At 67.9% G+C, this 14,378-nt stretch carries 14 protein-coding genes and 1 pseudogene; 6 read left to right on the forward strand and 9 right to left on the reverse strand.

From position 1 onward, the window contains the following. Window positions 1–269: 269 nt before the first annotated feature. Complete coding sequence (locus ABFX45_RS44635) at window positions 270–1,283, reverse strand: ABC transporter substrate-binding protein (protein WP_109639887.1); 1,014 nt, start codon at window positions 1,281–1,283, stop codon at window positions 270–272. Between the two features lie 393 nt (window positions 1,284–1,676). Between ABFX45_RS44635 and ABFX45_RS44640 the strand changes: the two genes are divergently transcribed. Continuing rightward, complete coding sequence (locus tag ABFX45_RS44640) at window positions 1,677–2,258, forward strand: hypothetical protein (RefSeq protein ID WP_346137180.1); 582 nt, start codon at window positions 1,677–1,679, stop codon at window positions 2,256–2,258. 8 nt (window positions 2,259–2,266) lie between these two features. On the opposite strand, the gene ABFX45_RS44645 is transcribed toward ABFX45_RS44640, so the two are convergent. Together ABFX45_RS44645 and ABFX45_RS44650 are read right to left on the reverse strand one after the other, a co-directional pair. After that, complete coding sequence (locus ABFX45_RS44645; RefSeq protein WP_146231757.1) at window positions 2,267–2,500, reverse strand: hypothetical protein; 234 nt, start codon at window positions 2,498–2,500, stop codon at window positions 2,267–2,269. 132 nt (window positions 2,501–2,632) lie between these two features. Continuing rightward, entirely contained in the window at window positions 2,633–3,112 is a 480-nt protein-coding gene (locus ABFX45_RS44650) for a RipA family octameric membrane protein (RefSeq protein WP_346137181.1), read from the reverse strand. Window positions 3,113–3,375: 263 nt separating this feature from the next. Here ABFX45_RS44650 and ABFX45_RS44655 point away from each other — a divergent pair, with 263 nt between their 5' ends. Beyond that, window positions 3,376–4,527, forward strand: coding sequence for a hypothetical protein (locus tag ABFX45_RS44655; protein ID WP_346137182.1), 1,152 nt, complete (start codon window positions 3,376–3,378; stop codon window positions 4,525–4,527). Between the two features lie 5 nt (window positions 4,528–4,532). Here ABFX45_RS44655 and ABFX45_RS44660 read toward each other — a convergent pair whose 3' ends face one another. Then, entirely contained in the window at window positions 4,533–4,664 is a 132-nt protein-coding gene (locus ABFX45_RS44660; RefSeq protein WP_346137183.1) for a hypothetical protein, read from the reverse strand. Between the two features lie 33 nt (window positions 4,665–4,697). Between ABFX45_RS44660 and ABFX45_RS44665 the strand changes: the two genes are divergently transcribed. Continuing rightward, a complete protein-coding gene (locus ABFX45_RS44665; protein WP_346137184.1) occupies window positions 4,698–5,072 on the forward strand; it encodes a VOC family protein in 375 nt (124 codons plus the stop codon). 19 nt (window positions 5,073–5,091) lie between these two features. Here ABFX45_RS44665 and ABFX45_RS44670 read toward each other — a convergent pair whose 3' ends face one another. Then, complete coding sequence (locus ABFX45_RS44670; RefSeq protein ID WP_346137185.1) at window positions 5,092–6,348, reverse strand: vanadium-dependent haloperoxidase; 1,257 nt, start codon at window positions 6,346–6,348, stop codon at window positions 5,092–5,094. Between the two features lie 41 nt (window positions 6,349–6,389). On the opposite strand from ABFX45_RS44670, the pseudogene ABFX45_RS46745 reads away from it, so the two are divergent. Further along, window positions 6,390–6,848: pseudogene (locus tag ABFX45_RS46745) on the forward strand (GNAT family N-acetyltransferase); the annotation flags it as partial. 100 nt (window positions 6,849–6,948) lie between these two features. Here ABFX45_RS46745 and ABFX45_RS44675 read toward each other — a convergent pair. Continuing rightward, the gene (locus ABFX45_RS44675; protein ID WP_346137186.1) at window positions 6,949–9,090 is read right to left on the reverse strand and encodes a DEAD/DEAH box helicase; all 2,142 of its coding nucleotides are present in this window, start codon (window positions 9,088–9,090) and stop codon (window positions 6,949–6,951) included. Window positions 9,091–9,400: 310 nt separating this feature from the next. Here ABFX45_RS44675 and ABFX45_RS44680 point away from each other — a divergent pair, with 310 nt between their 5' ends. After that, window positions 9,401–9,604, forward strand: a complete 204-nt coding sequence (locus tag ABFX45_RS44680; RefSeq protein ID WP_030475722.1) for a cold-shock protein — start codon at window positions 9,401–9,403, stop codon at window positions 9,602–9,604. Window positions 9,605–9,814: 210 nt separating this feature from the next. Here ABFX45_RS44680 and ABFX45_RS44685 read toward each other — a convergent pair whose 3' ends face one another. The 3 genes from ABFX45_RS44685 to ABFX45_RS44695 all read right to left on the reverse strand — a co-directional run bounded on the left by ABFX45_RS44685 (window position 9,815) and on the right by ABFX45_RS44695 (window position 12,091). After that, complete coding sequence (locus tag ABFX45_RS44685; protein ID WP_346137187.1) at window positions 9,815–10,237, reverse strand: hypothetical protein; 423 nt, start codon at window positions 10,235–10,237, stop codon at window positions 9,815–9,817. Between the two features lie 61 nt (window positions 10,238–10,298). Next, window positions 10,299–10,955, reverse strand: a complete 657-nt coding sequence (locus ABFX45_RS44690; RefSeq protein ID WP_346137188.1) for a response regulator — start codon at window positions 10,953–10,955, stop codon at window positions 10,299–10,301. Beyond that, entirely contained in the window at window positions 10,952–12,091 is a 1,140-nt protein-coding gene (locus ABFX45_RS44695; protein WP_346137189.1) for a sensor histidine kinase, read from the reverse strand. The genes ABFX45_RS44690 and ABFX45_RS44695 overlap by 4 nt, the downstream gene beginning before the upstream one ends. A gap of 123 nt (window positions 12,092–12,214) precedes the next feature. On the opposite strand from ABFX45_RS44695, the gene ABFX45_RS44700 reads away from it, so the two are divergent. Beyond that, entirely contained in the window at window positions 12,215–12,745 is a 531-nt protein-coding gene (locus tag ABFX45_RS44700) for a DUF6326 family protein (protein ID WP_346137190.1), read from the forward strand. Window positions 12,746–14,378 lie beyond the last annotated feature (1,633 nt).

Consider the following 14,378-nt stretch of genomic DNA (forward strand, 5'->3'; position numbering starts at 1 on the left):
GTGCGGTAAGGAGGGTGTTCAGGTCTTTCGTCACACATTGATCTTGAACACCCTCCTCCCATGCCCCGGCACCGGGCCGACTTCACCCGAACTTCACGGAATCAGTCATCTAGTGGCGCGTCCCGGAACGTTGGCGAGGTGATCCACGCTCAGCAGGGCACCTCGCACGTCTGACCGCGAATTCCCCCGGCAACGTTCCGGGCCACACCACTGGAAACGCCGAAGGGGCGTGCTTCCCGCGGGAAGCACGCCCCTTTTTCGTTCGTGTGTCAGGCGAGCTTGGACACGCCCGGCTTCAGCTTCTCCAGCACCCACGGGATGTCGAGCGCCGTCGGGTAGCGCAGCGCCGAGATGGTCTCCATGTCGACGAGGAGGTAGTTGCCGCTCTTGAGGCCAGCGGCGAGCTGGTTGCCCTCGAACGCGGCCTGCAGGTCCGGCGTGGTGAACGCGACGATCACCAGGTCGGCCTTGAGCTTGTCGTACTGCTCCGGGGTGAGCGTGCCGGTCGGGCTGCCGGACTCGTTCTTGGTCGCGTCGGCGACGGTCGGGCTGAGCGTCAGGCCGGCCTGCTCGATCAGCTTGACCGCGAAGTCCTCCTTGGACACCAGCGAGAACATCTTGCCCGCGGTGTTGCCGACCGAGGCCGTGAAGGTCTTGCCGGCGGCCTTCGGGTTGTCGCTCTTGAACTTGGCGATCGCGGCCTCGGTGGTCTCGACGATCTTCTTCGCGTCACCGGTCTTGCCGAGCGCCTGCGCGACGACCTGCACGTGCTCCTGCCAGGTCTGCTTGCCCCACTCGGACGCGTAGCCGACGGTGGGCGCGATCTTGGCGAGGTTCGGGTACTCCTGCTCGAGCCCGAAGCTGGAGGTGGCGAGGATCAGGTCGGGGGTGAGCGCACCGACCTCCTCCGCGTTCACACCGGCAGCCGCGTTGACGATCTTCGTCTTGGCCGGGTCGAGCTTGCCCTTCAGCCAGCTGGGCACGGTCTCCGAACCGGATTTGTTGAAGAACGCGACGGGGGTGACACCCAGCGCCAGCGCGGCGTCGAGGTCATCGGTGGCGGTGCCGACCACGACCACGCGCGACGGCGCCTTGGTGATCTCCGCGGTGCCGAACTTGTGCGTGATCTTCACCGGGAACGCCGACGCGTCGGAGCTCGCCGGGCTCGTCGACTGCGTGGACGGATCCTGCACCTGGCCACACGCGGCCAGACCGGCGCCCAGTACCGCGGCGAGGACAAGGCTCCCCAGCACTCTGCCGGACGGACGAACCCTGCTGGACATGGCAACACCCTTTCGGTGTACAGCGGTCAAAGCGCGCCAAGTCAAGCAAGGCTAACCTAATTAAGCAAACCCTTCCTCTGCGACACCGATCACGTTCCACAGGGCCTCCACCAGGGCTCCGAAGAAAGATCAGGACTGCCTGGATCACCGGTTTCCCGTCAGCCGGAAGACCCGCGGCAGCCCGGCCGGCCGCGAGAAGCCATTCGGATCAGCGATCTACCGCAACTGATCTGTGACCTCGTTCGCCCCGAACGAAACACAGCGCATCGGCACAGTCACTCAGAGACGCACGTCGACCTGCTCTGACGCCCTGTCCTAAGTGGACTGCGAACGGCGACGCGTGCGCCGTTCAACCGATTGCGGCGCCATGGTTGCTCCGGCAGTGTTCCTGACATGGTTGTTCTCGCCGACGCGGCCTCTCAGGTCTGGTTCTTCGGACGGGTCGACGCCGACGTCTTCGCGGCATGGGGTCAGGTGATCGGTGCCGCGGGAACGCTTTTGGCCGTCATCGTGGCGATCTGGATCGCAATTCGCGACGGCCGGTATCGAGATGCGGAACGCCGCGACAACGAGGCAATGCACGCGCGGCTGGTGTCCGGCGCCCGTGCATCGAACCCACCGAGCCTCACCATCAGCTATTCGAACTACGGCAGCTGCCCGGTGACCAGCGTGCGAGTCGTCGACGTGGCCGGACGGTTCGGCGAGACGCGTTCCACCGGTTGGTCGATCGGCGGCTCGACCGAACCGTACGTGCTGGGCGCCATCGCGCCCGGCCAAACCGTGACCACTCCGCCGATTTCCGTCACCTGGCCGGAGGGACAAGACGTCGACGAGACGGCAGCGCTCTACTACCCCACCATCGTCTTCTTCGACACCAACGGCCGCTGGTGGGAACGTCGTGGCCACGACCAGCCACGACGCCTGCTCAGCTCGCCCGCGGCGGTCTCCCGGCTGCCGACCGGAAACGGGTCGTAGAACCGGCCTCAGTCAACAGGCCACGCGGGGAAGTAGTAGCCGTCCTGCCACGGGTGGGCGAGGTCGCGATAGCCACACCCGGCCGTCAGGTGCCCGGCGTCCCGGAACCCCTGTTCGGAGGTCTCGCACTCCGCCATCGTCGGATACGGACCGATCCACGTCCACGAGTCGGCATTGGCCACACCGGCGCCACCCATCACCAAAGCTGCGGAAATCCCCAGAACCCCGACAAGTCTGCCCATCAGACCAGCAAACTGCGGCGCGACCGGAGGCACAAGCCACCGTTGTGCGCAGCCCGCCCGGACGAACGGGCGCCGCGCGGGCTCCAAAGTCCACAAAGGACTTCAGCTGTGCATGGTGCTGCTCGGCCCTGCTCAGCGCCAGAACGGCAGGCAGATCCAGTAACCGGCCGCCACCACGGGAACCAGCAGGAACAGCGTGGTCGCGGGAACGCTGGTCGCCAGTCTCGACGGCAGGCGTCCTGACATCGCGGACATCCTCTCCCGCATGTGCAGACGGATCCGCGGAGAAGGAACCGTGGCAGACCAGGTCGCCTCGAGCGCGGCCTCGACCTCCCCGATCCGGCAGCCGCTGAGCTGCCGGACGGCACGAACCCGCCACAACATCGCAATCCAAGCGATCGTCACGGCGAGACCGAACACGGAGAACAGCACGAGCACGACCTGCGGCACCCTCGACACCCCGCTCGAGGTTGCCGAAAAGGCGATCAGCGCGCTGTTCAGCGTGATGAGCAGTCCACCCATGCGAAAGTAGACCTGATCTTCGTGGAAGTAGTGCGCTGAAAGCAGCTTGTACTCCTCCAGCAACCAGGCCTCTTCCCGCTCTGTCAGCATGTCGACCAACTCCCAGATCCCCACCACATCCGAAGTCGCCGACGAGCTCTGTGGCGACGTGTTGTCTGGTAGACGCGGCCCGTCGGCGCCGCGATACCAACCACACCCCTTCGGAGCAAAGCGGCGGGTACATGTGTCCACGGGAACCCGACCGGCTCAACCGGTGTAGCAAGCCCATGAGACTGGGTGCCCTTGTTCTGACCGTTTCACTGGTCACGGCCGCATGCACTGAGCCATCGGCTCCCTCGCCGGCCTCCGATGTGGTGTTCTTCGACTCGGACCACGGCATCACGGTGGCCGACAACCACGGCGAGGTGAAGTCCGGGGACGCCACGGTGGCCAGCCCCGACTGGTCCCGGCTCTACGCCGTGCGCGGCGACAAGCTGATCACCTTCGATCCGAAGACGAACCAGGAGCTGGCCGGCACCGGGCTGCCCCGCCGGCTCACCGCGCGAGTCGCATCGCCCGCGGGGACGCTGGTCGCGCTCACCGCAGACAGCTCCGCACACCACGACCCCACCCACCGACCGGCTGGCAGAGAACGGAGCACGATCGTGGTGGCGGACCCGAGCGGCGCGCGTCCGGCACGGGAGTTCGACCTGCCCGGCAACTTCGAGCCGGAGGCGTTCTCCGCCGACGACGCCTACCTCTTCGTGCTGGAGTACCTGCCGGCGAACGCCCCGGAGCGCTATCGGGTGCGCCGGGTGGAACTGGCCACCGGTCAGGTGCAACCACTTCTGCTGCGCGACAAGCAACTGATCCCGCCGGGCGCCGAGGAGGAGATGCGCGGCGAGGGACGCCAGGCCGTGCTGTCCCCGGACCGCACCCGGCTCTACACGTTGTACCTGCATCAGGGCGACCACCAGCACACCCGCGACCTGCTGCCAGGGCGGCGTGGCGCGGATGGCCAGGCCGTGCACGCGTTCGTGCACGTGCTCTCGCTGAGCGAGGGCTGGGCCTACTGCCTGGACCTGCCCGACCCGTTCGGCCTCCACCCCGCCGGCACGCACGCACTGACCATCTCCCCGGACGGCAAACGGCTCTACATCAGTGAAATGACCACCAAACAGATCGCGATCGCCGACACGGAAAGCCTGACTGTCACGAAGGTCGCGAAGATCCCCGACGACCTGCGGTCCGGCGACGGCACCGCGATGCTGACCTCACCCGACGGCAGCGCCCTCTACCTCACCTCGTCCAATGTGTTGCGGCGCCTGGATTCCGCAACACTTCGGGTGGACGGCGCGTGGCCGTTGCCCGCCGCGGTACGCGGGCTCGCGGTCAGCCCCGACGGCCGCCAGGTGCTCCTCGGCCAGACCAACAGCATCGCCCGCGTCGACACCTCCACCGGTCAGGTGCTCGACACCTTCGCCGCTCCCGGCCTGCTCACGTTGCGCAACAGCACCAAGCGGTAGCGATGTCACGGCTTGAGGGCGGTGGCGCAGGCCGTGAGGTCTTGGCGTAGCCGTTCGGCGCTGCTGGCGGACAGGGCGGCGGCCTGTTTGAGGGCACAGCCGACGGAAGAGTCCAGATCCACTCGCTCTTGCGCCATGTCAGGAACCTGACATGCAGACAGGAGAACCCGATGGCCACCGTGACCGGACCGGACTTCATCTCACTTCAGGTGCGCGACCTCGACGCGGCCGCCGCGTTCTACGAGACGCAGCTCGGGCTGCGCCGCGCCCCGGCGAGCCCGCCTGGTGCGGTCGTGTTCGCCACCACCCCCGTGCCCTTCGCGGTGCGCACACCGCTGCCCGGCGTCGACCTGAACGCTGCCGCACCGCGACCGGGAACGGGCGTGGCGTTGTGGCTGCACGCCGACGACGCCCAGGAACTGCACGACCACCTGACCGGGACGGGGGTGCAGATCTTGTCCTCGCCTGCCGACGGACCGTTCGGGCGGACTTTCACCTTCGCCGATCCCGACGGATACGCCGTCACCATCCACGACCGCGCCTGACACTGGTCGCGCTGCTCGATCAGCGACGTGGCTGGAAGTAGCGCTTGGTGATGTGTTTGCCGACAGCCGTGCCGAGCGTGGTGCCGTCGACGTCCGCGGAGCGGAAGTGGATGCCGGCCCAGATGCGTGCTCCGACGACTTCGGCGGTCGCCTGAGAGAACCGGTCGAAGTGCCGAGTGGTGCCGCTGTCGACGCTGAACGCGCTGAAGGAGACATCGTCCCGGCCGAAGAAGTGCGCGTATGCCGTCATCTGCGCGGCTGTGCGACAGGTGTGGCCGGAGGGGTAGTCGGGATTCGGCGGGGTGACCACCAGCGGAGTCCAGCCGGGGTCGGCCGTGGTGGCGGGGTTTCCGTCCGTGTCGGCGGACCGGATGGCGGTGATCGGCCGCCAGAAGTGCCAGAACTCCTTGTCGTTCGCGCACGCGATCGCGCCGTCCGTGCCGGTGAAGTCGGCCAGCGCGTAGAAGCGCGCGGTCTCCAGCACGCTCAGCTTCTGGGTGACGGCGAGGTCGCGCTTCATTCCCCAGCTGACGGAACGCCGGTCGTGCCACCAGAGCGCCGCATCGGTCTGGTCGGGGGTGCGGACGGTGCTCGTCGCCGAGCCGAGCCGCTTGACCTCGTTGAAATCGCGGGTGTACGTGCGGCTCGTGACCGCCGGTGGCCCGACGGTGCGGAACATCGTGGCGTCCGGGATGGCGAACGGCTTCAGGAAACCAACCCAGGCGCCCGAGTTCTCGAAGCCAGGCGGAGTGGGGCGGTACTGACCCGGCTCGGTGCCGACGGTCCAGGGCCGGGGGTCGAAGGCGCCGTCGTTCCGCCGTGACGTGATCATCGCGGCGGCGGCCTCGGCGCCGACCCGGACACCGCCGCGCTTCGCCGGACCGTCCGGAATGCCCGCGAGCCACTCGTCGTACTGCGTGCGCAGTCTTTCCTGCTGTGCCGGGAAAACGGCGTCCAGCACCCGGTAGGCGGCCGTCCCGACGGCGGCGTCCGTCGACTCACGGCCGTTGGCCCGCGGCGCGACGAGGTAGGGCTCGTACGGCGTGCCGGCGATCGCGTTCACCGCGTCGTGGACCGCACCGCTGACCATCGCGAAACCGCGTCCGGCAACCTGTGGCGGCGCCTGCTGCGCGACGTCCCAGATGGCGGTCTGCGCGTTGATGTCCCAGACGACGACCGCGTTCGGTGACGCGTTCACATCGGCGGCGACCGGCGGCACGAGCGCGAGCGGCGGTATCAGTGTGAGAGCCGCGAAAATCGCCAAGCGGCGTGTCATGACCATCGTCAACCCCAGGGATACCGCGTCGACAACACCGAATGCGCAACGTATCGGCATGCGTCCCGCAGGTGCAATGCGCACTCAAACGTTCGCGTATCCCGCAACCCGATCCCGGATGCGCTGCATCTCGACCTCCGCTGAGACCGGCACTGCTCACGGCGCATCGTGACCCGATGCTGCGCCGCTGGCTGGCCACGTCGCTGACGGACGAGACCGAGGCCCAGCAGTGGCTGGACGCACAAGTCGCCGTCTGGGCCTCCGCAACACGGTTCAGTTTCGCCGTGGTGCCCGATGAAGACGACAACTCGCCCGTCGGTCACGTGGTGGTGAAGGTCGTGACCGCCGGCGTGGCAGAGGTCGGCTACTGGACTGCGGCCGCCGCCCGTGCCCTGGACACCGCGTCGCGCTGGGCACTGGGCACGCAGAACCTGGTCCAGCTGACCCGCTTGGAGCTGCTGCACGCGAAGGGCAACCGAGCCTCCTGCCGTGTTGCGGAGAAGTGCGGCTACCTCCTGGACGACCTGCTACCGGCCGCACCCCCGGCTTTCCCGACAGCGGACACCGGCATGTGCGCACACCGCGGCTCGCGTCCAGCGCCTAGAGACCAAGGCGCTGCTGCTCGGCCTGCACCACTCGCTGCTCCACCGACACCGCCGAGTCCAGTGCGCTCGCGTGCGAATGCTTGGTGTCGCTTTCACGCGCGTAGTGGTCGAACAGCAGCGTCTTGTGGTCGCGGATCTCCTGCACCCGCGCGTCCACGCTGTCCTTGACCAGCAACCGGTGCACGTGGACCTTGCGGACCTGGCCCATCCGGTGACAACGGGCGATCGCCTGGTCCTCCGTGCTGGGCTTCCACTGCGGCTCGGCGATGATCACCACGGACGCGGCCTGGATGTTGAGGCCCACGCCGCCCGCCTCGATCTGGGCCAGCAGCACCGCGTGGTCCTCGCACGCCGTGAACGCGTCCACCAGTTGTTGACGGCCCTGCGCTGACGTCTCGCCGGTCAGGGGACCGAAGACCTCGACGTGGTCCGCGATCACGTCCAGCACGTCGTGGAAGTACGAGAACACCACGACCTTCCAGCCGTTGTCCCTCGATTCCTCGATGATCTCCAGCAGCCGCTCCAGCTTCGCCGAGCCGCGGGGCGTGCCCGGCGCGTAGGCGGCGCGGCGCATCGCCATCAGGTTCCCCGCGCGCACCGCGTCCAGGTACGCGGCCCGGTCCTGCTTGCCGAACTCGACCCAGTCCTCCATCTCCAGCAGCTCCGGCAGCTCCCCCAGCACGTCCTCCTGGTTGCGCCGCAGGTACACCGGTGCGACAACGCGGCGGAAAGCCTTCGCTCCGACCACGGCGTCGATGGCGCCCGTGCGGGCCGCGACGCCCGGCTGGAGATAGGCGACCAGGTTGCGGAACTCCTCGACACGGTTCTCCATCGGCGTGCCGGTGAGGAGCACTGCCCGCTCCGCCCGCTGCACGATCGTGTTGACCGCCTGCGAGCGCTGCGTGTCCGGGTTCTTCACGTAGTGCGCCTCGTCGACCACGACCAGCGCCGGGCGAAATCTCTTGGGCAGCACCAGTTTCGGCAACGTGCCGAACGTCGTCACGCCGACGCCGCCCTGCGCCAGCCACTCGCCGACCGCGCCGTCGCGGCCCGCGCCGTGCATCCGGTGCGGCACGAGGTCGCTGTGCCTGGCGATCTCGTTGACCCAGTTGACGACGACGCTCGCCGGGCAGACCACCAGGAACCCACGCCGCCCATCGGCGGCAAGGCTGGCCATCACCGCGATGGCCTCGATCGTCTTGCCCAGCCCCATCTCGTCGCCGATGATGACGCGCTTGCGGGCCAACGCGAACTTGGCTCCGAACACCTGGTAACCGCGCAGCGACACCTTCAGCAGGCTGGTGTCCAGAGCGGTCGCGTCGACCTCGTGCTCGATGTCGGCCGGGACGAAACCCTTGGCGGCACTGCGATCCGGCATCGCGTCCGCGCCGGCGAGGTCGGCGAGGAGCGTGTTGTACGCGGCCGCGTCGAGTTCGTAGTCACGCCACAGCGCGCGGTGATCCAGGTCCGGCACGCGCAGCTGCGTGCCCACCGCCCGCAACGCCGCCACGTCGCGACTGGCCAGCAGGGCCTCGAGCCGGCCGAGCGAATCGACGGCGGCCTGCCGGTTCTTCCGCAACGAGAAGAACATCCGCACCCGGCTCCGGGCACGGAATGCGGCGCGCACGTCGGCGTCGACCCTGCCCAGCACGTCTCCGAGCGCCTCGCGCAGCGGACCGACGAGCTGGTTCGCCCTGCGCAACTTGGACATCAGCTGCAGCAGCTCGGTCTGCGCACGGTCGGCGCGGTCGGGGTTCAGCCGGACAGCCGTGTCGCGCGCGACACCATCGGCGACGGCGCGAGCGACCCGCACGATCTGCTCGGCGGACTGCCTGCCGACTCCCGGCACACCGTCGAGCTGTTCCGGGCCCGCCCTGACGACGTCGGCGACGGTCCGGTACCCGGCGGCCTTCAGCTTGCTCAGCCGCAGGTTCGCCCTCGTGTCCCGGAGCTTCTCCACCGGCATGGCGCGGAGCTGGTCGGCCACCAGCGAGTCCCGGACCGCCTGGTACTGCGCGGCGGCGAGCGCGAGCAGCCGATCCGGTTCCGCGCGCACCCCTGCCGCCTCGGCGCGGAACGCCTTCGCGGCGGCCAGCACAGCGCGAGCATGCCTGCCGACCTTCGACGAGTCGTCCACCCGTGTCCTTTCCTCAGGCGGTGCTCCTGATGCACCTGGACACGGCGCCGAGCACGTCCTTGGCCACCGCGATGCCGACACTGCAGCAACCTGGTACCGGGGTCGTTGACCACCAGTTTAGTCATTCAGGGGGCCTCGATGCTGGTCCCGAAGGCCCGCGGGTGTAGCGTGGTGCCATCTGTCATGGTTTACGAAGTGTCGTTCGCCCGTGATCACAGGTCACGGGCGTTTTGTTGTTCAGCGACCCCGGTCGTGGCGGATACCCCGGCCCCGCACAGTGCGGGCGCCACATTCATGCTTGGAGTGCACCATGGCCACCGGAACCGTCAAGTGGTTCAACGCTGAAAAGGGCTTCGGCTTCATCGAGCAGGACGGCGGCGGCGCCGACGTCTTCGCCCACTACTCGAACATCGCCGCGCAGGGCTTCCGTGAGCTCCAGGAAGGCCAGAAGGTCTCCTTCGACATCACGCAGGGCCAGAAGGGCCCGCAGGCGGAGAACATCGTTCCCGCCTAGTTCCGTTGCCAGCCGCTGGTCCACCAGCGGCACGTACGGACACCCGAGCCCGGCCGGATGATTCATCCGGCCGGGCTCTGTCGTACCTGGATGCTCCGCGACAGAGTCGTTGACCGCCGTTCCGCGCACGTTTCCCTGCACACGTGCGCCCCGACATGCTTCGGGCGACGAACCGGATCGCGACTCCGGGCAACAGGAAGCATGACCATGTCAAAACCTCCCGCCAAGCCTGCCCGGCGGGGCGAGCCGCCGCCTGAGATCTCGGACGAGGACCTGCTCTCCGAGTCCCTGGCCACGCCGGAACGGTTCGCGACGATCTTCGACCGGTACGCCCCGGTCGTGCACGGGTACCTGTCCCGGCGGGTCGGCGTGCTGGCGGACGACCTGGTGAGCGAGACCTTCCTGCTGGCGTTCCGCGACCGGACCGGCTACGCCCGCGACGAGGAGCGGCGGTACCGGGCGTTCGGCCGCGCGGCCGGACACCTCGAGGCCACAACCGAGCTGGGCGAGGTGGCTGGACGCGTCGATGCCCAGGCGCTGCGCAGCGAGCTGGCCGAAGCACTGGCCGCGCTCCCCGACGAGGACCGCGACGTGCTGCTGCTCTCGACCTACCGGAAAGAGGAGTACAACCACGATCGGCCGCACTCATCGCTGGGCTACCGAACCCACGGGCCTACGCTGCGATCTGTACCCACTAATTGGCTCTCACGCGTCTGGTGTCGTATGCCCACATCGCGATCTCGACGCGGTTGCGGGCGCCGAGCTTGGTCATCAACGATGCGACGTGGTACTTGACCGTGCTCAGGCCGACGAAGAGTTCGGTGGCGATCTCGGCGTTGGTCCGGCCCCGTGCCACCAGCGCGAGCACCTCTGCCTCGCGCTCGGTCAACGGGTCGATGGGCTGGACCGGTACCACCGGCGCCTGGTCGGCGAAGGTCGCCAGCAGCCGGCGGGTGACGTTGGGGGCGATCAGCGCGTCCCCGTTGGCCGCCGCGTGGATGGCCTGCACGAGGAGCTCCGGCCCGGCGTCTTTGAGCAGGAAGCCGCGGGCGCCGGCGCGTAGGGCGCCGATGACGTACTCATCGAGGTCGAAGGTGGTGATCACGACGACCGCCATGGGGTCCGTCACGTCTGGCCCGGCCAGGCGCCGCGTCACCTCGACGCCGTCGAGCCCAGGCATCCGGATGTCGACGAGGAGGACATCAGGACGCAGCCGGGTCGCCAGGTCGAGCGCTGCGAGCCCGTCTGTCGCCTCCCCCACGACCTCGAGGTCGGGTTGCGCGCCGAGGATCATCACCAACCCGGTCCGGACCAAGTCCTGGTCGTCGGCTACGACAACACGGATGCTCATCCCAACGCCTCCACCGGCAGCACGGCCTCGACCACCCAGCCACCCTCGGGCCCCGGCCCCGCGGAGAGCGATCCGCCGAGGAGCTGGGCGCGTTCGGCCATGCCCAGCAGCCCGAACCCGAGCTCCTGGGCCGGCCCCGGCTCGGTCCGTCCATCGTCGCTGACACGCAGCCTGACGGCGTCGCCCTCCCGGCGTACGTCGATCCCGACGCGGGTCGCGGTCCGGGCGTGGCGTACGGCGTTGGTCAGCGACTCCTGCGCGAGCCGGTACAGCGCGGCGTCCACAGGTCGTGCCAGCCGGGTCAACGAACCGTGCAGCGAGACCTCGACGGTGGGCGTCACGTCGGCGCGCGCCAGAGCAGGCAGGTCCGCCACACCCAGCTGCGGTGAGTAGGCGACGGCTTCCTCCTCCCGCAGCACCCGCACCATGGATCTCATCTCCGCCAGGGTCTGCGACGCTTCAGACTCGATCGCGGCCAAGACCTCGGCAGCCTTCTCAGGCTGGATGCCGGCGACCACGCCACCGGCCTGCGCCTGCACCGCGATGGCCGACACGTGGTGGGCCACTGTGTCGTGCAGCTCTCGCGCCAGCGCCACCCGCTCCTGATTGCGGATCTCACGCTGTTGGCGATGCCAGAGGTCCGCGCGGTAGCGGAACACCGCCGCGAGGGCGACGAACAACAGCAAGAGGACGCTTCCGCCGAAAACATCGGCCCAGCCCGCGGAGGAGGCGTACATCCCCAGCGCGACGACGACTGTCACGAACGCCGTCCCCACGACCATCTCCTGTCCCGAGCCCCACCGCACCAGGGAGTAGAGCAGGATCAGGACGGCCATCGTGGAGTAGAGGCCGAGGTCCCCGGCGTGTGCAGTCAGCTGGAGGACCGAGAGCAGCCCGACGACGCCCCACCCGACCAGGGCGGCCATCAGGGGGCGGGCCCGCCGCCAGAGCAGGGCAGGCATCAGCGCCAGAGCGAGCACCGTCACAAGGGGTTGCCAGGGCAAGCCCGGCCGAGCGACGCCCTCGACCAAGGTGGCGGCCGCGACCACGCCCACCAGCAGCCAGTCGAGCCGACCAATGGGTGGGGCGTGAGCAGGCCGCGGCTCACGCCAGATGGAGCGCCAGACAGTGACCACGGCTCCAGCCTAGGGATCGGCGTGCCTCGGCGTACCAGCCAAAAGAACGGGAGAAAGACCATGCCATCGGCCAGGCGAACCCCAGCCTCCGGGCCGGGGCGCCTGCCGCCGGCCTCAGCGATCGTGAACCTGCCGATCTTCACCACAACGACGGAGCCCATGATGAGAACACGTCACCCCGCCACCGCCACACTGGAAGACCAGCGGATCCCGGTGAGAGCCAAGCTCGCCGCAACGTGGACAAGCTTCATGTTCCTGTACGCCTATGTGGACATTCTCAACTTCTTCACGCCCGGCGTCATCGAAGACATCCTCAACGGCAAGGTCTTCGAGTTCGACCTCTCCCAGACCTTTTCGACCGCGGCGCTGACCCTCATGGCCATCCCGATCCTCATGGTCGTGCTGTCGATGACGCTGCCCGCCCGGGCGAACCGCATCACCAACCTCACCGTCGCCTCGCTCTACGTCCCCGTCACGGCGTTCAACGCGGTGGGCGAGTCCTGGCTGTACTTCTACGGCCTTGGCATCGCACTGGAATTGATCCTTCTCGCCCTCATCGTGCGGTATGCCTGGACCTGGCCCCGCATCGCACCGTCGGCGACCGTGGCGACTGGCCCGGACCGTGAAACCGTTCGCGCCCAACAGCAAGCGTGACCCCAAGAGCACTGGGACGTCGCGCAGGGGCCTTCCAAGGCCCCTGCCGGCAGGTCATCGGATGCACCGCACTGGAGTTGGAGAAGCGCGTCCTCACCGCCCTCCACGAGCAGCCACAGTGGAACCTGCGTCGCCGCTAGGCCCAGGCGAGCTCAGCCACGGACGGTCAGCAACATCAGCACGGTCGTGATCACCGGACCACGCCAATGCCCTGACCACCTGGTTGTGGCGCAGCACTTTCATCCGCCGCGTGCTCAAACCCGCGGTCAAGGGCAACGAAGGATGCCCGCAGTCAGGTATCCACACAGTGCCGATCCGGCCTGGACTGACCTTTCACGGATTGAGGCACAGTCACAAGACGTGGCTGATCGCCGGCGGGGCGCCCGAGATCGCCCAGGCACGATGACTCGGCCACCACCTGGCCAACCGCGTCACCGAGGTCCACTCCCACGTCGCACCCGAAGTCGAACTCCGACTCCTCAACGACTTGCAGCGCCGCTGGCATGAAGCAGACCTGAATGTCCGAGCGCATCCGACCGCACCGGAACCCTCGGAACGCCACGTCTCCGGACCCCTTGCCGCGTAACCGATCCCGCTGCCCCTCACACCGTTGGCGGGAGGGACACGACGATCACCCAGCACAGCGGCCAGCTTGATGATCAGGCTGGAGAATCCTGCTCCAGAACTACCCCATAGGGGCAGCACGACACGATCACTGAAGATCGACACAGAACAGCAGAAACCCGCCTGACCAGCGGGAACCGCTCGATCAGACGGGCTCTACGAAAGAGCGGAGCTGAGGGGACTCGAACCCCTGGCCCTCACACTGCCAGTTTGGTCCACAAAGGACTCCCACCAGCACAAACACTAGACCCCAACAACTCCAGCGCAAGTAGCTACCGTTCAGCGCCGTTGAGTGCCGTTCGACGACGTTCAACTGCCCGCCCTGCTCCAGTTCCGCTCCAGCACGAACAGTGTGAGACTCTCTGGTCGGCCAAGGTCGGATCACCATCCCCGACGGTGAGGTCATCGAGAACGACATCACCCTCCACGACACCAGCCTGCTGCGCTCGCGGACAGCTCGTACGACGAGCAGTCCGGCAAAGACTCGCCAGCGCCTCGAACGCCGCACCAGACGTCCTATCTACTCCCGCCGCTGCTGATCGGCGCGGACCTGCGCAAGGTCACCCCGGAGACGTTCGAGATCCTCACCAACCGCGAGGTCATCGCCGTCAACCAGGACAAGCTCGGCGTCCAGCGCAAGGTGATCCGCAACGAGGGTGGCAACCACGTGCTCGTCAAACCGCTCAGCAGCGGCGACAAGGCCGCGCTGGGGCAGAACTGACTCTCACGCCCACAAGGATGACGACCACATCGCACGCCAGGGCGGTCAACTCGTCGGCTGGTGCATGTGCGTCAGGCCAGCGACCACGCCGGCACCCAAGACGCAGCCGCCCCAAATGTGGCCGAACATCTGGATCTCGCCCGCGCGGTGCACCGAGTTCGCGGGACTGTAAAACGAGCGGTGTAACTCCCGATCATGGAAGTGCACCTGATGACCGACATGATGTCCGGCGTGGAGAACGCCGAGAACTCGAAGCCCGCGACCGGCCTGGACGGCCTGGACGAGCAG

This window comes from Lentzea roselyniae (assembly GCF_039537795.1).
Taxonomy (GTDB): domain Bacteria; phylum Actinomycetota; class Actinomycetes; order Mycobacteriales; family Pseudonocardiaceae; genus Lentzea; species Lentzea atacamensis.